Consider the following 21,005-nt stretch of genomic DNA (forward strand, 5'->3'; position numbering starts at 1 on the left):
CCCATCCGCCCCGGAAACCAAGCCGGTTGGTTCCGGGGCGGAGTCATGAAGAAAAAAGAAATCGTTGACAAAATACTTCCATAAGGGATAAGTTTGTCGAAGAGAGGAGGGAGGGGATGGACTCGGAACGGAGAAAGGAAAACGGCCGTGACGAGAAAGGGATTTGGAGTCCCTCGGCGGTTGCTCTGTTTTGTTTTTTCTTCACCTTTTTGGCTGCCGGCTTGATGAATGCCATCAGTTACGGACGGGCGGGATACCCGGAAAAGAAGAACAAGCGGTTCTTGGTTGTCATTCCCGGATTTATCGTTTTTATCATCTTGGCTTCGGTAACACCGGACGGATGGTCTCCCCTGTTTACGTTGTTCAACCTGGGCATGATCCTGTATTTCCGTTATGACCAGAAGAAACTGTTCGATGAATATGTGGCAAAAGGCGGTAAAAAAGCGGGAGTGGGTTTTCCGCTCCTGATCTGCCTTTCGGTCACCTTACTTCTGTTGATGGCCATGTTGGCGTCAGCCTTCTGAATGATAATGTTCTTTTCCGCCCTCTCCCCCGGGAGAGGGTTTTCGTTTTCGGCGATGAAAGAGGGGATGTGCGGCGTGAAAGGGTATTTTACAGGCTTTGAGAAAATGGGGGACCGGCCGGCCACCGGTTGCGAGCGGGTGATCCACCGGGATCCAACCCGATTGTCCATTTTCAGAAACGGAAGGGTTGGATCATTCGTTGTAAGAAAGTAGATTCCCCATTACTTCCATCCTCAGAAGCGTTGTGATGAATGATGGTCAGGTTCAGAAAAGCCGGCGGAGAATCAGCCAGCAAGGGCGTTCAGGGGCAAAATCTTCTTCTGTGTTGCATCCGCAGGCGTTTGCCCCTGCCCGCAGCAGGATGATTCGGAGCGGACCGTGCAACCATCACTGCAGGACAGCATAGCGAGACCGGGGAACGCAACCGACCCAGGCGAGACTTGTGCTCTGTGAGTGCATAGCGAGACCGGGAGCATAGCGATCTCAGGCGAGACTTGTGCTCTGTGAGTGCATAGCGAGACCGGGAGCATAGCGATCTCAGGCGAGACTTGTGCTCTGTGAGTGCATAGCGAGACCGGGAGCATAGCGATCTCAGGCGAGACTTGTGCTCTGTGAGTGCATAGCGAGACCGGGAGCATAGCGATCTCAGGCGAGACTTGTGCTCTGTGAGTGCATAGCGAGACCGGGAGCATAGCGACCTCAGGCGAGACTTGTGCTCTGTGAGTGCATAGCGAGATCGGGAGCATAGCGACCTCAGGCGAGACTTGTGCTCTGTGAGTGCAGCCGGAGCGGCTTTGGGTAAATGCTGCCGCTCACTTTTTCACCATACTTTCAGGGAACCGCTGAATGTGCGGCGGCAGTGGGGACAAGCCGGGCAGGGAGGGGGTTTGTCCCGATTGAATTCGAGTTCACGTATCACATTTTGTTGAAGGAGTGATTTTTATCCCTGGAGCCGAACCTCCACAACCGGACTGGACCAATCAACTGATCATTCCCTTGGCTGCCGATCTCGGTGTCTTTGTGATCAAGGCTGCGATCGTTGCACTCCTGGTTTCCTGGCTTTTCAAAAAGTACATTCACCCTTTGTTCGCAAAAAAGGAATCCTGAAACAGGAACGTAAGAAAGTCAGGAACCCCGCGGCTGAAGCACCCCAAGGGCACTTCCTGCGGTCGCACACAAGGGCACTTCCTGCGGTCGCACCACAGGCTCCCGGGATGCTCTCCGGCCCTCGGATCGTCAGACAAGTGTGAGACGTTAAGCAAGTACTCCGTAACAAACCCCCTGCATATGGACGGGGGCCCATGGCCCGTGAGACCGGGAAGGTGCATAAGTGCCATGCAACAAGAGCCCTCTTCACCGGAAGAAGGCTCTTTCTTTTCTGTTCAGAACCGGCCGGTCCACTGGAAGAGGAGGACGGTTACTCCGAGGATCCAGACATAGACGGCGAAGGGTTTCAATGAGCCCTGCTTCAGCAGTCGGATCATCCAACGGACGGCCAGGTAGCCGAAAAGAGCAGACATGGCCGTCGCCATCATCAGGGAAGAGAGCGGAAGCACTTCGGTCCGTGCCGACAAGAGGTCGTCAAACTGGAAGACGAGGGCGCCGGCGATGGCCGGAATGGACAGGAAAAAGGAAAACCAGGCGGCGTCGGCTTTGTCGATCCGCCGGAACAGAGCGGCGGCGATCGTCATTCCCGACCGGGAAACCGCCGGAAGAATCGCCGCCCCCTGGAAAGTGCCGATAAATGCCGCATCGGTATAAGAGATCTGCTCCAAGGATTTGTTGGCCCGTCGTTTCCATCCGTCAGCCAGCCACAGAGCCCCGCCGGTGATCAGGAATTCCCATCCGATGGTCACTCCCGTTTCCGAGATCTCTTCAAAAAAATCCTTGAATGCCAAGCCGATGAAGGCGGTGGGGAGAGTGCCCACCATCAACAGCCGTCCCAACCGGCCGAAGGGATTTTTGAGGACCGTCGCCAGTTCCCGCCGGTAGACGGCGAGAACGGCGATCAGCGTGCCCAGATGGAGGATGGTATCCAGAAAGAGACCCGCGTCCTTCAAATCAAACAGATTCCTGCCCAGGTACAAGTGTCCGGTGCTGCTGATGGGGAGAAATTCGGTCAATCCCTGAATGATCCCCAGCACCGCGGCTTCCAACCAATCCATAGAAACCCCCTTCTCCCGCACGGTCCGAAGACGGGACGCTGTATTTCAATCGAGCAGACGGCCCAGGTCCTCCACGATTTTCACAAAAGGGGTCCCCTCCCCGTAGCGTCCGGCGATCCGTCCTTCCGGATCGATCAGCACCGAGGCGGGTACGGAGGTGATTCCGAAGGCATCGTAGGTGGACCGGCCGTCATCCAGGAGGACGGGAAAACGGTACCCGTGTTTCCGGATGAAAGGTTTCACTCTTCCGGGGTCCGGCTCCCGTCCCGTTACATTGACGGTGAAAAAAGCGAAACGGGAGGCATCAAGGGAACGGGCGAACACTTCCTTTCCGGGGAGATCTGCTTGGCAGGAGGGACACCAGGTGACCCAGAAAGAGAGGAGCACCACTTTTCCCCGGAGATCCTTGAGGCAGACCGTCTCCCCCTCCAGTGTCGGCAGACAGAAATCGGGGGCTTGTTCCCCTGTCATGTTTCAACCTCCTTGTCGTTCAGGGCGTCGAATATTGGAAGCGTTGTGATGGATTGTCAGGCTCAGAAGAAGGGAAGCGTTTACCCGAAACATCGACTTGGCTGTCCTGCCCGGCGGACAATGCATCCATCCCTTAACGACAGCATAGCGAGACCGGGGAGCGCAAGCGACCCAGGCGAACTTGTGCTTTGTGAGAGTGCAACCGAAGCGGCTTCGGGTAAATGCCGCCGCTCACTTTTTCGCCATACATCCGGTCAGATGCGGCTCAGAATCAGGCCGGCAATTAACAGGATCAAAGCGATGGTTTGGAGACGGGAGAGACGTTCTTTGAAAAAGAGGATCGACAGAAGGGCGACCACGAGGCTGTTGGCCGCGAATACCGGCGCCACAATACTGGCCGGTCCATCGATCAGCGCAATCGCGTAGAACTGCATCCCGATAAAGGAAAAGAAACCGGCGGTGATCCCCCATCGGAGCCCGGTGCGGACGGCCTCCGCGGTTTCCCGTGAGGACCGTTTTCTCCACAGTTCCACGCTCATCCACAGCAGGCTGAAGAGATATCCGTACATCAGGACGATCTCTCCCGCCATCCCCCGTTCATCGGTTACTTTCAGGCCGCCGTTCCGAAAAGTGAAGGCAATCGTGGCGGCCGTGACCAGTCCGTACCAGATCCGGTCGCGTATGGCCAATGTTTCATCCGGATCGATCGGAATCAGAAACACGGCCAAAATCAGAAGCGTCACCCCCGTCCACTCCGTCGGGGAGAGACGTTCCCCGTAAAAAGCGACGGAAAACGCGATGATCAGGAGGATGTTCGTATTGACCAAGGGGGAGGTCAAACTGGCAGGCCCCCGTGCCAACGCCATCATGAACAGCCAATTCCCGGCGGCGGAACCCAGGCCGACAGCCAGTCCTCCGAGCAGGACGGGAAGGTCGAAGCGGAAGGAGCCGGTCAGAAAAGTCCAGAGGGCGAAACCGAGTGTTCCCGAAAGGTAGATCCCCCACAGGGTGTGGATCATCGAACCCTTTTGAACGGAGCTGGTTTTCATCAAAAAGCCGGACATACCGAAGGTGACAAAACTTATAAGGGCCCAGACAAACCACATCGACTTGTTTCCACCCTTTCCGTGAACTCATGAGTTCCACCGTACCACACGGGGATGATTTCGTCCACGGCCCGGGAGATCCCCTCTGTCCACCTTTATATTATTTATAGCAGGGAACCGGATCAAACATGCCTCCCGCATAAAAGCCGGACACCTGCTGCATCCTAGGAATAACGATTACCGGGAGGGATGCCCGATGGAAAGAAAAGACCGGAAACGGGGACGCACCCATATGGATCCCCTGGAGCAGGCGACGGAAGCATTGCCCGAAGTTTCCGCAAATACCGATGAAGGGACGGAAAATCGGGACCGGCTGGACCATGAAGAAGGGGTGAAAGATCCGAACCGCCTCTCATACAGCGAACAATTCAAGCGACTCTGAACCTTCCGCTCCGACCACAAGTGATCCGCCGGAAATTCGCCGGCGGTTTTTTGATACAATGGACGAAAAAGAGCTCATTACAGCCCGAGAGGGGTTGTATGCGGTGGAGGGAAAACCATGGAACATCTGGATGAGCTGAAGGAGGCGGCCCGGGAGCGGGTGGCCCATCTTTTGCCCAACCATATTTTTGATGAATTCGACCAGTTGAACTCCCGCATGCTGATCGCGGTCACCCTGTTGCAGCGGGGAGAGAAGGACCTCGCCTACCCGCTGTTTGAATCGATCGCGGCCGAAGGACCCGACGAAAATGAAAACCGACATTTCGCTTTTGTCAGGAGTCTGGTGGAAATGGCTGAAATGGACGCGGAGAGGGAAGCGTTTCAATCCGCCGAAGAGAAGATGAAGCGGGCCTTGGAGCATTATCCGGAATCAATGGGGTATATGATGAGTCGGGTCCATTTGGAGGTCTACCTTGCCTATTACCGTTTTCGACTGGGCAAAAAAGAGGAGGCCCATCGGGAACTGGAAGAGATCATTCGCCGGGAAGAGGGGCGTTTCCGGGAACTGGGGGAGGAGGACGGACGAAACCTGGTGGGTCCCGGCCTCTGCTACGCTCTTCACCAGCTGGCCCTCTTTCATGGGGAAGAAGGAGACTGGAAGCGGGCTGCAGAGACGTTCCACCGCCTGAAGGACTTTGCTTCCACGGTGGATCACCAGGGATGGACCGAAGCCGAAGGCTGGATGGAAAAGGGAGACTGGGAAAAAGCCTTTCACCGGATGGAGGAATCGGTGACCTATGAGGCGGGCTGAGTTTGATTTTTCGGGGCACGGGGGAAATCTTTCTCTGTCCTTAAAAAGCCGAAACGATGAATACGGAAAGGAGGTTGTTTCGTGCAGGCCGTGATCGTGACTGAGCCGGGCGGACCCGAAAACTTGAAAGTGGGTGAATATCCCACGCCCCGGCCCACCGACCATGAATTGCTGGTCCGGGTGAAGGCCACCGCGCTCAACCGGGCCGATATTTTGCAACGAAAGGGACATTATCCGCCCCCGAAGGGAGCCAGCCCCATCTTGGGATTGGAAATGGCCGGTGTGGTGGAGAAAGTGGGAGAAAACTGCCGAGGGTGGAAACCCGGGGACCGGGTCTTCGGGCTTCTGCCGGGCGGAGGGTATGCGGAATATGCGGTGATCCCCGGGGACATGGCGCTGCCGATCCCGGAGGGATACGGGTTCGAGGAAGCGGCGGCGATCGCCGAAGTCTTCCTCACGGCTTATCAAGCTCTGTTTTGGCTGGGCTCCCTGAAACAGGGCGAGAAGGTTTTGATCCATGCCGGGGCCAGCGGGGTGGGGACGGCGGCGATTCAACTGGCCAAAGCCGCCGGAGCCACGGTCTACACCACCGCCGGCTCTTCTGACAAGCTGGAAGCCTGCCGCTCATTGGGAGCCGATCTGGCTGTCAATTACAAAGAAGGTCCCTTCGAACCCCATGTGCGATCCGCTGCCGGAGAAAACGGAGTACAATTGGTTCTGGACTTCGTGGGGGCGCCCTATTGGGAACAAAACCTGAATTGCCTGGGGATCGACGGGAAACTGGTGCTGATCAGCACCCTTGGGGGCGCCCAGCTGGAAAATGCCAGCCTGGTCCCCTTCCTGGCCAAGCGTCTTCAGGTGATCGGAACGACCCTTCGGTCCCGGAGCCTTCATTACAAGATCGAACTGACCCGTGACTTTGCGGACCATGTCCTTCCTCTGTTCGGCGAAGGCAAGATCAAGCCAGTCATCGATCGAACATTCTCCTGGAAAGAAGTCCGTGAAGCCCACCGGTACATGGAAGAAAACCGGAACATCGGCAAAGTGATCCTGAGAGTGGATTAAAAACGGACCGACGGTGGTGAGCGGTTCCTCCTTCAGAAACGGTCCCAAAAGTCCGGCGGAGGAAACGGCATCCTTTTCGCTTCCACGAATGCCCTCAGGTTTGCAGGAATATGGACCGTCAGTGGATCCGTGCCGTCCTTCCGCATCGGGGGCTTTGTACATGGATATCCTCCTCGAATCCATCTCGTTTTTTCTCACCTGAAAAATACGCCCGGCCCCTTTGCTTCACGCAAGGTTGCATGTTTGCCGCGAACCTGGCAAAAGATACAGAGGATACCATGTATGAGGAGGTCTCCGCCATGGAGGGTTCGATGCTACAACAAGTGTTGCAGGATTACAAAGAGGGAGTGGGCACGTTTGAAAAAAATCTCCCCAAAGTGGCCCGGCAGTACCGAAAGTTCACGGAAGCCTGCTTTGAAGAAGGGGTACTGTCCGTTAAACAAAAGCATCTGATCGCCCTGGCTCTCGGGGTGATGACCAATGATGAGTACTGTATTATTTACCATACCAAAGGAGCCCTTGACCAAGGGGCCGACCAGCAGGAAGTATTGGAAGCGGCCGCCGTGTCCGGTGCTTTCGGAGGAGGGCTGGCCATGTCCCAGGCGGTCACCCTGGTGCAGGAAGCCCTTCAGGAATTCCGCGGGGATCAGACGGCCGCGGCGGACCCGGGCCGGACGTTGGAGCACTGAAAGGTTTCAAACCGAGAGACAAAATCGTGATACCATGTTGTTGGAGGGATTCCAACAACATTCTTTTTTCAGAGGAGGCCGTTATGGAAACCAAAGATGCCCTGCGCCAACGGCGTTCTGTCAAGGTATTCGATCCGAACCGACAAGTGACCGACGAACAGTTGGCGGAACTGTTCGAACTGACCACCCTGGCTCCTTCGGCCTGGAATTTTCAACATTACCAATTTATCGTTGTCCGGGATCCGGAATATAAAAAGCGGCTGAGAGAAGCCGCCATGGGACAGGAAAAAGTGGAGCAGGCTTCCGTCACGATCGTGGTGTGCGGGGACCTGCACGCCTACAAGCGGGCCCGTCGGGTGGCGGAGGAATTTGCCGATAAAGGTTTTTACGGACCGAACGGGAAAGAAAAGGTGGAAGCCCAGGCCCGGCTGATGTATGACACTTACGCCAAAAATCCGCAAAAAGCCCGGGAAGAAGCTCTTCGAAGCGCCTCCCTGGCGGCGATGAGTCTGATGGTGGCCGCTCAGGACATGGGGTTGGCGACCTGTCCCATGATCGGCTTTGATCCGGAGAAAGTCCGGAAGGTGGTGAAGATGCCCGGACACCTGTTCCCCGCCATGCTGATCTCCCTCGGATACGAAGGCGATTTTGACCTGCCCCGGTGCGCACGCTTGCCTCTCAACGAAGTGGTGCAGATCGACCGCTATGGGAAAGCATTTAACCCCGAAAGCTGAGGGAAACGAGACTCACTTCTCCCTTGGTGTCGAAAGAACGCTTTATGACATGAGGTTCCGTCTCAACCGGTTTGGAAATAAAAGGGGATCGTGATACGATCATAAACGTAAATCACGAAGGGAGAGGTTTTTTATCCTGAACCAAAAAATTTCCGCCACCATTGAACGGGCCATGTACACTTCTCACAATATCACGTTCGCAGAGTACGCCAACGATCTGAACAAACGGATCGAAGTGGAAGGAAAGCGTGAGGAGGAATACCGGAAAGCCAAACAATTGGTTGCGGAAGCAGCATGACTCAACGTGTGACGAGGAAAAGGACCGGCGGCGCAGGCCGCCGGTTTTGTCTTGTCGGCACCTCCCGGAAAAATGATACAATGGGAAGGAAGCAAATGATGAAAAAAGGGTGAGTATATGTCCGAAACGTACAGCAATACCTGGGATCTGGATGTCTTTTTCCCGGGGGGAAGCCAATCCCCCGAGTTTCGGCGGTTCATGGAACGGTTGGAGGAAGATGTCCGTTCCTTTGACGAGAGAATCAGGCGGATGGAAAAAGAAAGGTCGGAAGATTTGGATACCTGGCGCAACATTCTCGGTGTCATCCAAGATCTGACGGCCCGGTTGAGCGAGGCGGGAGCCTTTGTCGTCTGCCTTGCTTCAGAAAACGTGAAAGACGAACAGGCCAAGATCCTTCGGGGTCGTCTTTCCCAGACCGGCGCCGCTTTCAACTCCGCCATGACCCGGCTGGACCGGCTGATGCTGGAGATGTCCGATTCGGCTTGGGAGGGACTCTTGCGGGATCCCGCCATCCGCCCCCTCTCCTTTCCCCTCGAAGAACGCCGCCGGCGGGCCGCGGATAAGTTACCCCCGGAGATGGAGAGTCTGGCGGGGGACCTGTCGGTTGACGGTTACCATGCTTGGGGGGACCTGTACAATACCGTGGTCGGCCGGTTGACAATCTCTGTGGAAGAAGACGGAAAGACCCGGGAACTGTCCGTGGGTCAGGCCGCCAACAAGCTGTCCAGCGGCGACCGGGAGGTCCGTCGAACGGTGTTCCACCGGCTGAACGAAGCATGGGCCGGAGAAGAAGAGGTACTGGCTTCCACCTTGAACCACCTCTCCGGCTTCAGGCTGAACCTCTACCGCCGCCGGGGCTGGGATTCCGTCCTGAAAGAACCTCTGGACATCAACCGGATGTCGGAGGCAACGCTCTCGATGATGTGGGACGTCATCAGCCGAAACAAAGAGGAAATCCTTCGTTTCTTCGAACGAAAAGCGTCGCTTTTGGGGTTACATAAATTGAGCTGGTATGATGTATACGCGCCCCTTTCCAAGGAAGAGTCCCACATCCCCTACGACGGAGCGGCGAATTTTATCATGGACCATTTCCGGGAATTCGATCCCGACATGGCCGACTTTGCCAAACGGGCCTTCCGGGATCGCTGGATCGAAGCGGAGGACCGCCCGAACAAACGTCCCGGAGGTTTCTGCACCAATTTCGCGGTCAGCAACCAGTCCCGGATCTTCATGACGTACTCCGGTTCCACTGACAACGTGGCCACCCTGGCACACGAACTTGGGCATGCCTATCACCAGCACGTGATGAACGATCTGCCCCAGATGGTGCAGCGCTACTCCATGAGTGTCGCCGAAACCGCCTCCACCTTTGCCGAATCGATCGTGGCGGACGCTTCGATCCGGCATGCTCCCACGAAGGAAAAAAAGGTGGCCCTTCTGGAAGAGAAAATTCAGCGGGCGGTCGCCTTCTTTATGGATATCCACGCCAGATTCCTGTTTGAAACCCGGTTTTACGAGGAACGGAAAAAAGGGATGGTGAGCGCCGACCGCCTGCGGGAACTGATTTTGGAAGCGGAAAAGGAATCCTTCTGCGGGGCGCTGGAGGAATACCACCCTTATTTCTGGGCATCGAAACTCCATTTTTACATCACGGGGGTTCCGTTCTACAACTTTCCCTACACGTTCGGTTACCTCTTCAGCACCGGACTGTACAGCCGGGCACTCAAGGAAGGCCCCTCCTTCGCGGAAAAGTATGTCGCCTGCTCCGGGATACCGGCCGCATGACCGTGGAGGATCTGGCACACAAACATTTGGGTGTCGACCTCACCCGACCGGAATTCTGGCAGGAAGCCGTCGACCTGGTGAAAGGGGATATCCACCGTTTCTTGGAGCTGACGGATCATCGATGAAAAGCGTTTGCGCGGAAAGGACCGCCCCAGAGGGCGGTTTTTCGTTTTCAGCGGTATTTTACATGGACCGCAGGGATGGTGGTAAAAGGGATTTGGCGGATATCGCAGAATCGGGCCGGAAGGGTTTGCCGAATCCCTTGTGGAAATCAAAATACGGGAGTTTCCTGAAGGGAGGTGATGGGAGACATGCACATCCGCATTCCGGGCTCCCGGGTGGTGTTGAGGGACCTGGAACCCGGGGATCCGGAATCGATCTGGTATTGGAAGTTTGAGTCGGAGGACCGGGAACACCACCGCTGGAACGGCCCCTATTATTCCATGGAGGCCCCTCCCCGGGAAGATTTCGACCGCCGCTGGGGGGAGGAACTGAATCGGGTGGGGACTTTGAGGCCGCGCCGGCATCTGGTCATCGAAATTGACGGGGAACTGAAGGGGACAGTCAACCGGTATTGGGTGGATCCAGTGACCCGTTGGTTTGAAATCGGACTGGTCATCTTTGATTCCCGCTGTTGGTCGAGAGGCTGTGGAACCGAGGCGTTCCAGATGTGGATCGACTACCTGTTCCTGTCGATGGACACGGTCCGTCTGGGCATTTCCACCTGGTCCGGCAACGAGAGAATGATCCGTCTGGCGGACCGTTGCGGCATGGTGGAGGAGGGGCGGATCCGGAAAGCCCGGATCGTGGAAGGCCGCTATTACGACTCGGTCAAGATGGGATTGCTTCGGGAGGAGTGGGAAAGCGGAAAACGGGCCGACCTTCCGCTTTTCTACCCATGATCGGTCATGCGGCGGTGAGGATCAATGGAATTCCCATTCCACGATTCCCGCCGGGTCCACCGGATCCTCCGACCCGGTGATCGCCTGGATCACCGTTTCATGACAGACGACGATCCCGCAGGCATGGTGCCTATAACGGGAGAGGACGGCTCGAGCCCGTTTCCGCACACTGGAAATCGTCTCCCAGGGACGCTCTTTCCCTTCGGGGTACCTTCCCTTATGACGGCGAAAATCTTCCCGCAGCTTTTTCAATTTTTCATAGGAGTCGTAGGAGAGGGTCCGGTCCGGGAGCCATTCATGAAGGTCATATTCCACGTGGAGGGGCAGGTCCCGGATCCGGCTGATGATGGCCGCGGTATGCATGGCCCGTGTATAGGGAGAGGAGAGAATCCATTCGCCTTCGGCCAGTCGGGGATCCCGGGCGGACTTTTCCGCCTGAAGGAGGCCCCGGGCGGACAAGGGGACGAGATCCCGTTGCACTCCCACCATATATCGCTTTTCGGTCATTTCCCAGTCGGGCTCACCATGTCTCACCAGGTAAAAACGCGCCAACGGGCTTCCTCCTCGGAATGTGATGGTTTCGTCATTCATTTTATGTAAAGTCATTGGATCGTCGCCATTCGGTTCGCTTCACCCCCGTACTTCAACCCATTCGGGAGGTTACATGATGGAATTTAAAAATTATGAGGAATTCTGGCCCTTTTATGTTTCCCAGCACAGCAAAGCGGCAACCCGTCGCTGGCATTTCGTCGGAACGTCGATGGTGTGGGTCTGTCTCCTGCTGGCGGTGACGATCCGCTGGTGGTTCATCCTTCTCGCACCGGTGATCGCCTACGGTCTGGCCTGGTACAGCCACTTTTTCGTGGAAGGAAACAAGCCCGCCACCTTCGGCCATCCCTTTTGGTCCTTACGGGCTGACTTCCGCATGTTTTGGCTGATGTTGACCGGGCGGATGAAAGAAGAAATCCGCCGTCTGGAAGAGCAGAACCCTGATCGAATGAAGGCATAAACAATTTTTCCCTGACTATCCTACGGGTTCCCTTTGCAAAAATCAAAATCGGCACAATGTTGAACCGGTAAGACCTACAAGCGTTGTGATTTCATGTTCGTTTCGAGAAAAGGGGAAGCGTTTACCCAAAATAGTAACTGGTGCTCTGTAGCCGGAGCGGTTTTGGGTAGATGCTGAGACTCACTTTTTCACAACTACAGCCTGTCCCGCTATAAACGGGACAGGCTGTGTTGTGATTTCTCTGTTGGCACCGAGAGGGTTCAGGGTCCCGGTTTGGACGGCGGTTGCATCGGGATCGCATGGGTTGCCGGACGGAATGGGGTTATGGGATCAGGACGGTCACCGGGATCAGAGCTCATCCCGGATTTCTCTCCGGTTTATATCTCACGTCTCCCGGTAGTCAGGTTGTCTTCGATTGTTGCGGATCATTTTTCGTAAAAAGCTCATGACACAGTCCGTCTGGAAGAAAGTTCATGCAAGAGATCGGGCCCGATCCGCGGCGTCCGGGATCTCGTGCAGGTAACGAATGGGAACCTGACCATCTGCAAATACTTAAAAAACGGTGCAGAAAAAACACCGGGAGGAAACCATGGTTCCCGTTGACTTTCAAGAAGGTCGGCTCGTGATGAACAAGGGGTTGTCCCTTCGATATCGGGCCTGGCTTCCCGAACAACCCCGTATGGGCTTGATCATGGTTCACGGTGCCGGTGAGAGCCTGGAACAGTACCACCACCTGGGGGTGCGGTTGGCCCGGTCCGCGATTGCGGGACTGATGTTTGATCTGAGGGGTTTCGGACATTCCGGGGGACGGTCCGGCCATGTGGACCGGTTTGAAGATTATGTGGAAGATCTCGACCAGATGGTACAGTATTTCAGGGAAGTGACGGGGTTGGGGCGCATTTGTTTAATGGGCCACAGCCTGGGTGGATTGATCGCGACCCGGTATGCCCAAAACCGCCCCCGCGGGGTGAGCGCCCTCATTTTGTCCGCCCCGGCTTTCGGATTGCACCTTCACCTCCCGGCGTACGCCGGTAAGTGCATCCGGTTCTTCAGCCGGGTGCTGCCGCTTTTGCATATCCAACCTCTCCCGATCATCAACCGGCTCCGCCGGTATCCGAGGTTGTTCTCCTATTTCACCCGATTATTCGGACAGGAGTTCAGGGATCCGGCTCCTCGCTCCTACTCTTTTCGTTGGATCGATGAAATCCTGATTCATGTCCGGGAATCTTTCCGATACATACCGAACCTCACCCTTCCGACCCTTTGCATCTGCGGGGCGAAAGATCCTCTGGTGAACTGGGAGACGGTCCAATCCTTTTTCGACCGGCTGCCGACGGAGGAGAAGGAGTGGCACCTTCTGGCCGATGCCGATCACTGTTTCATCCATGAAGGACGATCTCCTTCCGCGATCGACACCATCATCGATTGGGTGAACCGGCGCTGACAATGGTTTCTGTCGGTACCGAATAAAGCCCCTGTATTTCCTTATTATTTCATTCCTGATAAAAGGGCGTGTGAAAACTGTTGCGCAGGATGCTGATCCTTCCGCTGATGGCGGTGGTCATCACGGGCTGTCTGAATCATTCGTGGAACAAACCGAAGCAACCGGAGAAAGACTTCCATCGCATGGAAGCCCGTTCCGGCCGTCCGGTGATCTGGTTGATGGTGGATTCCCTGATGGCGCCGGGGATGGATCAGGGGATGAAGAAGGGGGAGCTTCCCGCTCTTTCTTTTTTGATCCGGAACGGGATCTATCAGAAAGAAGCGGTGAATGTGTTCCCGACGATGTCGGTCTCCATCGATGCATCCCTCTTGACGGGGGAATACCCGGATCGTCACGGCGTCCCCGGTTTAATCTGGTACGATACGAAAGAACAACGGTTGGTCAACTACGGGACCGGGTTGATGGAAGTGGTCCGGGGCGGCGTGAACCCTGCCCTGATGGACACCGCCCGCAACCTGAACCAACAGCACCTGAACCGGGAAGCCAAAACCCTGTATGAAGAATTGGGGGAACGGGGTTTTACAACGGGGAACGTCAATGGGATGATCTACCGGGGTCACACCGATCATACCCTTACCTTTCAGAAGTGGATCTCCGCGACGACAGCCCTGCCGGAACGGATGAATGTCAAAGGTCCCGACTTTCTGGCTTTGGGTGCCTTTGCCAACCCTCTGAAAGGGTTGCGGTCCCTTCCCGACAGCGTTGCCTCCTCCTTCGGGATGAACAACCGCTATTCCGTCGAAACTGCAAAAGTTCTCGCAAAGAAAAACCGCCTTCCCGATTTTATGTTCGTTTATCTTCCGGACCTGGATAAACCCATTCATGCCGAGGGACCGGGAAAATCGGAGATGAAAGAACTGAAAAAGTTGGACCGGCAGATCGGGGAATTGATGAACTCCTTCGGGAGCTGGGAAGAGGCGCTTAAACACGCCGTATGGATCGTCAGCGGCGACAGTGGCTCCACACCGGTTCTTGCCTCTAACGAGGATCCGGTTGTACCGTTGGATCGGCTGTTGGGGGATTTTGAGCTTCTGGAAGCGGGGAAGACCCCCGGTGAGAAGACGGAAGTGGTGTTGGCCGTGAATGAGCGCTCGGCCTTTGTTTATTCATTAAAGGAAGACATCCGGCTGGAATGGCTGGCGGAATCCCTGCAGAAGGACCGAAGGATCGATGTCATCGCCTGGTCCGATCCAGAAGGGTGGATCCATGTGAGAAACGCCGCTCTCGGAGAGAAGGAGATGCGGTACCGAAAGGGAGACGAATGGACGGATGTTTACGGACAGCGTTGGCAGCTGGATGGGGATCCGGACGTGTTGGACCTTGCTGTTCAACCAAGGGGAGGTCGCCTGAGCTACGGGGATTTTCCCGACGCACTGGCCCGGCTTGAGGCTTCCCTTCACTCCCATCCGGGCCGCTTTCTGATCGTGAACGCAAGACCGGGATACGAGTTGGCGGACAAACACTCCCCCACCCACAAAGGGGGAGCGGGACACGGTTCTCTCCACCGGATCGATTCCGTGTTTCCGGTTGTGATTGCGGGGACGGATCGGCGGCCGAAACACTGGCGGATCGTTGACTTCAAGCCCTTTGTGCTGGAGTTGTTGGAAAGCGGGAAGAAAAAACCCGACATAAAGGAGCCGGCTCAAATGTGAACATCACGGGATCAGGCAGCCACCGTCAGTCCGAAGTTTCATAAAACAAATGCTAAAAATCGACGAAGTGATTTCGGGGAATGTGGGGCAAACATCCGAACCAAGGGGTGTATCCGACCATATCATGGAGTTGACAATACCCCTTTGCTTCCCACCGCGACAACAGCCGTTCCCAGGGAACGGCTGTTGTCTTTTTTTATCGAAACAAGCATAAAAAAGTGACGAAAAACCAATAAAGGTATAGGGAGGGTTCATAAAGGCGATGTGGGCACTGAACCGGAGTTGGCTCACCCTTTCATATCATCATTGATCTTCTGAAGCTTCTTCATGCCGGACTCGGGGCTTAAAGGCGGACTTTTCCGGAGTTCCGTCTCCAGTTGCTTCAATTCCTCAAACAGTTTGCTGTCCGTTGTCACATGGATTTCGTATTGGGGAAAGGTTTGCCTTAACCGATGAAAAACGGTTTTCCGGATATCCCGGAGAAACAGCCGATCCCAATTACTGACCTTTAATCCCATGGAAAGGTTGTCTTTCAGGATCACAGCCGTGGCTTCATCGACCCGACCGTCCTGTTGGGCCAGTTTTTTGGCCTGGTTCATGTTTTGAACATCCGGTGTTTCCGACTGGGCAATGGGAAGAGGTTTCTCAGGTTTCGGAGGTTGGGCCTGTTCAGCACATGCAGTCAGCAAAAGAACCGGGATGAGGAAGAGCCAATGATGTTTGTTCATAACGGGATCTTCTCCTTTTCATCAGATCATGTTGCCGGAGGTTGAATATGACGACGTATTCCAAAGTCAAGCAAACCCTGATCGATTTGAAGAGTGCCCAATCGACGATGGAACACTACGCCAAGATCACTCAGGATGAAAAATCAAGGAAAATCTTTGAACGATCCGCCCGGAAATTGGAACCCACCCTGGAGCGGCTGAACAAACGGATCCAACGGATGGAATTCGAAGAACCGCAGTACAAAGGATCGTAAAAGGAGGATGTTTCATGCCGGATTGGCTGATGACCGTCATTCGCTCCGTGGGGGTTCTGGTTTTGATGGCGGTTTGGATGCGCCTGTTGGGGAGGAAGATGGCGGCACGGATGACCCCCTTCGACCGGGTTTACCTGGTGGGGTTCGGCGTATTGGCAGCCGTGTTGGTTCTCAACCTGATCCAGCCCCCGCTGTTGGCATGGATCGCGTGGTTGACGTGGGGGCTCACCGGCCTCGCTTACAGCTTCCTTTCGTTGAAAAGCAAATGGGTCCGGGATCTCCTCCACGGAAAAGAAGCCGTCGTCATTAAACACGGGAAAATCATGGAGGATCAGTTGAAGCAAGTCCGATATACGCCGGAAGACCTTTTGCAACAACTCCGCGGAAAACAGATATTCAACGTGGCTGACGTCGAGTTTGCCGTGATGGAGGCCAACGGGGAGATCAATGCCCTGATGAAATCAAACAAGCAACCCTTGACCGCCCAACAACTGGGAGTGGAAACCGCACCGGAAACGGGCGTTCAAACCGTTATCCTCGACGGAAACATCCTGGACGAGCCCTTGGCCACCATGGGCCTGAACCGGGGATGGCTGAACACCGAGTTGTCCAAGTTGGATGTTTCGCCGGAAAACGTCTTTCTGGCTCAGGTGAACACCATGGGCGAGCTGTATATCGACCTCTTTGACGATGCCATCCAGGTGGCGCAGCCGACGGCCCGTCAACTGCTCTTGACCACGCTGGAGAAGGCCAAAGCCGATTTACAGTCATTTTCCTTGGATACGGATGACGAGAAGGCGAAACAAATGTACCGGCAATGTGCCACGGAAGTGTCATCCATCCTTTATGATGTGCGACCGCTTTTAAAATAAACCATCGGAGGGGAACGACATGTCCAATAAACAGAAGAAAAAACTGAGTCCGGTCCAACAGGAGTACCAGGACTTCGTAAATAAGCGGGAACCCCAACGCCCTCTTTTCCAAAACTGCATCCGGGCGTTTCTCGTCGGTGGAACCATCTGTTTGATCGGTCAGTTGATCTCCCAGTTTTATATGCAGTTCTTGGACTTCAACGAACAGACAGCGGGAGATCCCACCGTGGCCACCCTGGTTTTTTTGGCGGTCCTGTTTACCGGACTGGGCGTTTACGACCACCTCGCTCAGTGGGCGGGAGCGGGAACCGCCATTCCGGTGACGGGGTTTGCCAATTCCATCGCTTCGGCGGCAATCGAACACCGCTCGGAGGGGTTTGTCCTCGGGGTGGGAGGCAACATGTTCAAACTGGCCGGATCCGTGATTGTGTTCGGGGTGTTCGCCGCCTTTGTCATCGCGACCCTCAAGGTGATCCTTCTTCAGGGACTGGGAGGGGTTTAACGTGATCCAAGGACGGACCTGGGTATTTGCCAATCCGCCCTCCATCACCGCTTCCGCAGCCGTGGGAGGGCCTTTTGAAGCGAAGGGGCCGTTGGCCGATGATTTTGATCTTCTGCATGAAGATTTGTGGCTGGGTCAGGACAGTTATGAGAAAGCCGAGAAAAAATTACTGGAGCAAGCCAGTGAACGGGCGATTGACAAAGCGGGGATGCGAAAGGAAGACATCCAGTTCTTCCTCGCCGGAGATCTGATGAATCAGGTGATCTCCAGCAATTTTGCGGCCCGTACACTGGCCGTACCCTATCTCGGCCTGTTCGGAGCGTGTTCCTCTTCCATGGAAAGCCTCGCCCTGGGGTCTCTTCTGGTGGACAGCGGGTATGCCGAGCGGGTGCTGGTCGGTACGGCCAGCCACAATGCGGCGGCGGAAAAGCAGTTTCGTTACCCGACCGAGTACGGCTCCCAAAAACCTCCCACCGCCCAATGGACGGTGACAGGAGCGGGGGCGGCGGTACTGACGAACCGGGAGGAAGGAATCCGGGTGACTTCTGCCACAGTGGGACGTGTGGTCGACATGGGCATTCAGGATCCCTTCAACATGGGGGCGGCGATGGCCCCGGCCGCGGTGGACACCATCGAAGCCCATTTCCGGGATCTGAAAAACCCGGAGTATGATTTGATCCTGACGGGGGATCTGGGGAAAATCGGGCACACCACCGCCGCTGATCTGTTGGAAAAACATGGGCTGAAGCTTCCCAACGACCGTTTTGGAGATTGCGGGCTCATGATCTACCGGGAAGATCAGCCGGTTCAGGCCGGGGCCAGCGGCTGTGCCTGTTCGGCCTGTGTCACGTACGGACATGTACTGAACCGGATGCGGAAAGGGGAGCTGAAAAAAGTGCTCATCGTCGCCACCGGGGCCCTGCTGTCACCGCTCAGCTACCAGCAGAATGAAAGCATTCCCTGTATCGCTCATGCCGTCGCTTTGGAAGGGGGCGTCTCTTCATGATCTACCTGTGGGCATTCGTCGTGGGCGGGTTGATCTGTGTCATCGGCCAGTTGATGTTGGACGGATTGAGGCTCACCCCGGCCCATACGACCAGTATGCTGGTGGTGGCGGGAGCCGTTTTGGACGGGTTCGGTTTATACGAACCGTTGATTGACTTTGCCGGAGCCGGAGCGACCGTTCCGATCACCAGTTTCGGCAACGCCCTCGTTCACGGGGCGATGGCAGAAGCGGAGCAGCACGGATTGGTCGGGGTGATCACGGGCATTTTTGAAGTGACCAGCGCCGGCATTTCCGCGGCCATTGTGTTCGGTTTCATGGCGGCCTTGGTGTTTAAACCGCGGGGATAACAGAAGGTGAATGAACGGATGTTGTATGTCTTGAAAGTGGTCACTCTCTTTACGCTTTCCATCGCAGCCTTGCGCTTGATGGGAAAATCCACCCTGGCTCAGGTGACCCCTCACGATTTGATGGCGATCGTGGTCATCGCCGCCTTGGCCACCCACCCGATCTTGGTGAACGATTATTGGAAAACCATCGGAGCGATTGCACTGGTGGCCGGGATGCATTTCCTTTATGCCAAATTGACGCTGTACCGCTGGAGTAAACGATTCATCTTAGGGGAGCCCACCATCCTGGTAAAACACGGAAAGATCATCCAGAAAAACCTTCGACGGTGTGAACTGTCATTAACCGAATTGTTGGGGAATATTCGATCCGAAGGCTATCCCGATCTGCGGGAAGTTCAGTATGCCATCCTGGAGCCTACCGGGTCCTTGAGCGTTTTGCCAAGAGATGACTTATACCCGGCCACCCCGAAAGATTTAAACATTCCCGTTCCCTATCGGGGTCTGGCGCTTTCCCTGGTGGTGGATGGAAAAATTCAGAAACAGAATCTGAAGTTAATCGGAAAAGATCGCGACTGGCTCAAGCGGGAGCTGAAAAAACAGGGGTTTGAAGAGATCCGGCAAGTGATGTATGCAGCGACCCGGGAATGTGAACCGGAGATTTACGTGGATACCGGGAGCGGTGACAGTAAATAAATGAATCCCCCTTCCTTCAGAGGAAGGGGGACGATTCTTTCTTATTGTTGCTTGTACTGAGGTTCTTCCGACATCACTTGTTGCTCACGGTTTTTCAACTGCTGCACAATGGAGTCCATATTTTGTGCCAGTTGATTGTACATTTGTTTCGCCTGCTTGTTGTCTGTATCCAGTGCGAAGGTTTTCAGATTAGCGGCGACCCCTTCCGCGCTGGCAATGGTTTGCTGGATTTTCGTTCCGACGGTCATGTGATGGCCTCCTCTTTTCAAAATGACATAAGATATCATGCACATTCATGAAAACCGTTATTCGGTAGTCATCGGTAAAAAACATAAGGGAGGATCATAAAAAACCACGATTTGGAAAGTATATAAGAACAAACCTGTTAATCGGGGAGTGGTAATGGATGAGTACCTTTTCCTTTGTGGGTCATCGTCAAAATGCCTCGTGGTTGGAGCTTTTTGCGTCGGGGATCCGACGGAAAATGGAGAGCCACGGATTTGCATGGGATGAAGAAGTGAAACCGGACGTCCAAGTGGTGTTCAACTTTGTCGATCCGGCCTCTCCTCGTCATTTTCGACGGAGTGGAAAGGGAACCTTTGTAGTGACGGTGGCGGAAAACGACCGTCCGGTCGACAACGTCCAGTCCGCCGCTTATCCCCTCCTGATCCGTTCCCTGGGGAATCTGATGATCTACCTGGATTCATCCGGCAGTGAGCCGGAAACTTATTTTGTTACCCTGGAGCAGGGGTGGTATCCCATCGTCGGTACCCCGAAGCAGGAATCTTATTTCGATCGGGTGTTTGAACGTTTGCGTCCCTTGGCGACCTCCCGGTTGGTCATTGACAATATCTTTCATCCCGACCTTCCGGAATCCTTATGGGAAGGGGATGAGATGACACGGAGCATTCACCGGGCCGGAAAAAAGCTCGATCAGCTGGACTTGTTGCCCGCCCCCTTTCCGATCCAGGAATTGCTGCCTCCAAAGGACTACCGCCATATCCAGCGTCTTTACGGGATCGGGGGGCTCAGTTACGGAAACTTAAGTTCCCGCAAGGAAGGGAACCGGTTCTGGATGAGCGCCCGGGGGGTCAACAAGGCCAATTTGCACGAAATCGGCCGGGATATGTTGTTAATTAAAGGCTTTGACCATGAAGCGCCGGCGATGAAGATCAGCGTGCCTCCCCACATTGAACCGAAGCGGGCGTCGGTGGATGCGATCGAACATTGGATGATTTATACGGAACATCCCGAAGTGGGGGCCATCGTTCATGTTCATGCCTGGATGGAGGGAGTGCCATCCACGGAGATCAATTACCCTTGTGGCACGGTTGAGTTGGCGGAAGCCGTGGCCGAACAGATCCGCAAAGCGGAGGACCCTTCCCGGACGGTTGTCGGACTGAAAAACCACGGTCTGACGATCACGGGCCGGGACCTGGACGATATTTTTGAACGGATTGAAGGAAAAATCCTGCCCCAGGTTCCCATGTCGTAAAGAGGAGCTTGG

The 21,005-nt window shown here is 55.2% G+C and carries 24 protein-coding genes and 1 pseudogene; 19 read left to right on the forward strand and 6 right to left on the reverse strand.

Translation table 11 applies throughout. The features are described 5' to 3' along the window. Positions 1–116 precede the first annotated feature (116 nt). Positions 117–524 carry a hypothetical protein gene (locus tag C8P63_RS02750; RefSeq protein WP_108021816.1) on the forward strand — a complete coding sequence of 136 codons (408 nt, stop codon included), beginning with the start codon at positions 117–119 and terminating at the stop codon, positions 522–524. Between the two features lie 1,382 nt (positions 525–1,906). Here the strand turns inward: C8P63_RS02750 and C8P63_RS02760 are convergent. From C8P63_RS02760 to C8P63_RS02770, 3 genes are all read right to left on the reverse strand, one after another. Continuing rightward, positions 1,907–2,689 carry an undecaprenyl-diphosphate phosphatase gene (locus C8P63_RS02760; protein ID WP_108021818.1) on the reverse strand — a complete coding sequence of 261 codons (783 nt, stop codon included), beginning with the start codon at positions 2,687–2,689 and terminating at the stop codon, positions 1,907–1,909. 45 nt (positions 2,690–2,734) lie between these two features. Further along, positions 2,735–3,160, reverse strand: coding sequence for a TlpA family protein disulfide reductase (locus C8P63_RS02765; protein ID WP_108021819.1), 426 nt, complete (start codon positions 3,158–3,160; stop codon positions 2,735–2,737). A gap of 254 nt (positions 3,161–3,414) precedes the next feature. Beyond that, a complete protein-coding gene (locus tag C8P63_RS02770; RefSeq protein WP_108021820.1) occupies positions 3,415–4,266 on the reverse strand; it encodes an EamA family transporter in 852 nt (283 codons plus the stop codon). A 196-nt stretch (positions 4,267–4,462) separates the two neighbouring features. On the opposite strand from C8P63_RS02770, the gene C8P63_RS02775 reads away from it, so the two are divergent. From C8P63_RS02775 to C8P63_RS02805, 8 genes and pseudogenes are all read left to right on the forward strand, one after another. Continuing rightward, positions 4,463–4,648: a hypothetical protein gene (locus tag C8P63_RS02775; protein ID WP_108021821.1), complete on the forward strand. Its 186-nt coding sequence runs from the start codon at positions 4,463–4,465 to the stop codon at positions 4,646–4,648. A 117-nt stretch (positions 4,649–4,765) separates the two neighbouring features. Continuing rightward, the gene (locus C8P63_RS02780; RefSeq protein ID WP_108021822.1) at positions 4,766–5,458 is read left to right on the forward strand and encodes a tetratricopeptide repeat protein; all 693 of its coding nucleotides are present in this window, start codon (positions 4,766–4,768) and stop codon (positions 5,456–5,458) included. A gap of 81 nt (positions 5,459–5,539) precedes the next feature. Further along, positions 5,540–6,523 carry an NAD(P)H-quinone oxidoreductase gene (locus C8P63_RS02785; protein ID WP_108021823.1) on the forward strand — a complete coding sequence of 328 codons (984 nt, stop codon included), beginning with the start codon at positions 5,540–5,542 and terminating at the stop codon, positions 6,521–6,523. Between the two features lie 299 nt (positions 6,524–6,822). Next, positions 6,823–7,212 carry a carboxymuconolactone decarboxylase family protein gene (locus tag C8P63_RS02790; protein ID WP_108021824.1) on the forward strand — a complete coding sequence of 130 codons (390 nt, stop codon included), beginning with the start codon at positions 6,823–6,825 and terminating at the stop codon, positions 7,210–7,212. Positions 7,213–7,295: 83 nt separating this feature from the next. After that, entirely contained in the window at positions 7,296–7,946 is a 651-nt protein-coding gene (locus C8P63_RS02795; protein ID WP_108021825.1) for a nitroreductase family protein, read from the forward strand. Between the two features lie 172 nt (positions 7,947–8,118). After that, complete coding sequence (locus tag C8P63_RS19690) at positions 8,119–8,244, forward strand: YuzK family famiily protein (RefSeq protein WP_281258664.1); 126 nt, start codon at positions 8,119–8,121, stop codon at positions 8,242–8,244. Between the two features lie 117 nt (positions 8,245–8,361). Next, a pseudogene (locus tag C8P63_RS02800) lies at positions 8,362–10,154 on the forward strand (M3 family oligoendopeptidase). Positions 10,155–10,340: 186 nt separating this feature from the next. Further along, entirely contained in the window at positions 10,341–10,931 is a 591-nt protein-coding gene (locus C8P63_RS02805) for a GNAT family N-acetyltransferase (RefSeq protein WP_108021826.1), read from the forward strand. Between the two features lie 21 nt (positions 10,932–10,952). Here C8P63_RS02805 and C8P63_RS02810 read toward each other — a convergent pair whose 3' ends face one another. Further along, complete coding sequence (locus C8P63_RS02810; RefSeq protein ID WP_170109458.1) at positions 10,953–11,483, reverse strand: histidine phosphatase family protein; 531 nt, start codon at positions 11,481–11,483, stop codon at positions 10,953–10,955. A 115-nt stretch (positions 11,484–11,598) separates the two neighbouring features. Between C8P63_RS02810 and C8P63_RS02815 the strand changes: the two genes are divergently transcribed. From C8P63_RS02815 to C8P63_RS02825, 3 genes are all read left to right on the forward strand, one after another. Then, positions 11,599–11,940 (forward strand): Mpo1-like protein, encoded by a 342-nt coding sequence (locus tag C8P63_RS02815; RefSeq protein WP_108021828.1) that lies wholly within the window; start codon positions 11,599–11,601, stop codon positions 11,938–11,940. Between the two features lie 589 nt (positions 11,941–12,529). Further along, positions 12,530–13,384, forward strand: coding sequence for an alpha/beta hydrolase (locus C8P63_RS02820; RefSeq protein ID WP_108021829.1), 855 nt, complete (start codon positions 12,530–12,532; stop codon positions 13,382–13,384). Positions 13,385–13,473: 89 nt separating this feature from the next. After that, a complete protein-coding gene (locus C8P63_RS02825) occupies positions 13,474–15,096 on the forward strand; it encodes an alkaline phosphatase family protein (protein WP_245920659.1) in 1,623 nt (540 codons plus the stop codon). Between the two features lie 287 nt (positions 15,097–15,383). On the opposite strand, the gene C8P63_RS02830 is transcribed toward C8P63_RS02825, so the two are convergent. Further along, the gene (locus C8P63_RS02830; protein ID WP_108021830.1) at positions 15,384–15,824 is read right to left on the reverse strand and encodes a hypothetical protein; all 441 of its coding nucleotides are present in this window, start codon (positions 15,822–15,824) and stop codon (positions 15,384–15,386) included. Positions 15,825–15,871: 47 nt separating this feature from the next. On the opposite strand from C8P63_RS02830, the gene C8P63_RS02835 reads away from it, so the two are divergent. From C8P63_RS02835 to C8P63_RS02860, 6 genes are read left to right on the forward strand one after another with little or no spacing between them, the layout of a single operon-like run. Continuing rightward, positions 15,872–16,078 (forward strand): DUF1657 domain-containing protein, encoded by a 207-nt coding sequence (locus tag C8P63_RS02835; RefSeq protein WP_108021831.1) that lies wholly within the window; start codon positions 15,872–15,874, stop codon positions 16,076–16,078. A gap of 14 nt (positions 16,079–16,092) precedes the next feature. Continuing rightward, complete coding sequence (locus C8P63_RS02840; RefSeq protein WP_108021832.1) at positions 16,093–16,950, forward strand: DUF421 domain-containing protein; 858 nt, start codon at positions 16,093–16,095, stop codon at positions 16,948–16,950. A 19-nt stretch (positions 16,951–16,969) separates the two neighbouring features. Further along, positions 16,970–17,452, forward strand: coding sequence for a stage V sporulation protein AC (gene spoVAC / locus C8P63_RS02845; protein WP_108021833.1), 483 nt, complete (start codon positions 16,970–16,972; stop codon positions 17,450–17,452). Between the two features lies 1 nt (position 17,453). After that, the gene (gene spoVAD / locus C8P63_RS02850; protein WP_108021834.1) at positions 17,454–18,458 is read left to right on the forward strand and encodes a stage V sporulation protein AD; all 1,005 of its coding nucleotides are present in this window, start codon (positions 17,454–17,456) and stop codon (positions 18,456–18,458) included. After that, entirely contained in the window at positions 18,455–18,805 is a 351-nt protein-coding gene (gene spoVAE, locus C8P63_RS02855; RefSeq protein WP_108021835.1) for a stage V sporulation protein AE, read from the forward strand. Before spoVAD ends, spoVAE begins: the two co-directional genes overlap by 4 nt. An 18-nt stretch (positions 18,806–18,823) precedes the next feature. Next, positions 18,824–19,498, forward strand: coding sequence for a DUF421 domain-containing protein (locus tag C8P63_RS02860; RefSeq protein WP_108021836.1), 675 nt, complete (start codon positions 18,824–18,826; stop codon positions 19,496–19,498). A 41-nt stretch (positions 19,499–19,539) separates the two neighbouring features. Here C8P63_RS02860 and C8P63_RS02865 read toward each other — a convergent pair whose 3' ends face one another. Beyond that, positions 19,540–19,746: a DUF1657 domain-containing protein gene (locus C8P63_RS02865; protein WP_108021837.1), complete on the reverse strand. Its 207-nt coding sequence runs from the start codon at positions 19,744–19,746 to the stop codon at positions 19,540–19,542. A gap of 158 nt (positions 19,747–19,904) precedes the next feature. Here C8P63_RS02865 and C8P63_RS02870 point away from each other — a divergent pair, with 158 nt between their 5' ends. Next, positions 19,905–20,993 (forward strand): class II aldolase/adducin family protein, encoded by a 1,089-nt coding sequence (locus C8P63_RS02870; RefSeq protein WP_108021838.1) that lies wholly within the window; start codon positions 19,905–19,907, stop codon positions 20,991–20,993. Positions 20,994–21,005 lie beyond the last annotated feature (12 nt).

The sequence above is a fragment of the Melghirimyces profundicolus genome (assembly GCF_003054245.1).
GTDB lineage: Bacteria > Bacillota > Bacilli > Thermoactinomycetales > DSM-45169 > Melghirimyces > Melghirimyces profundicolus.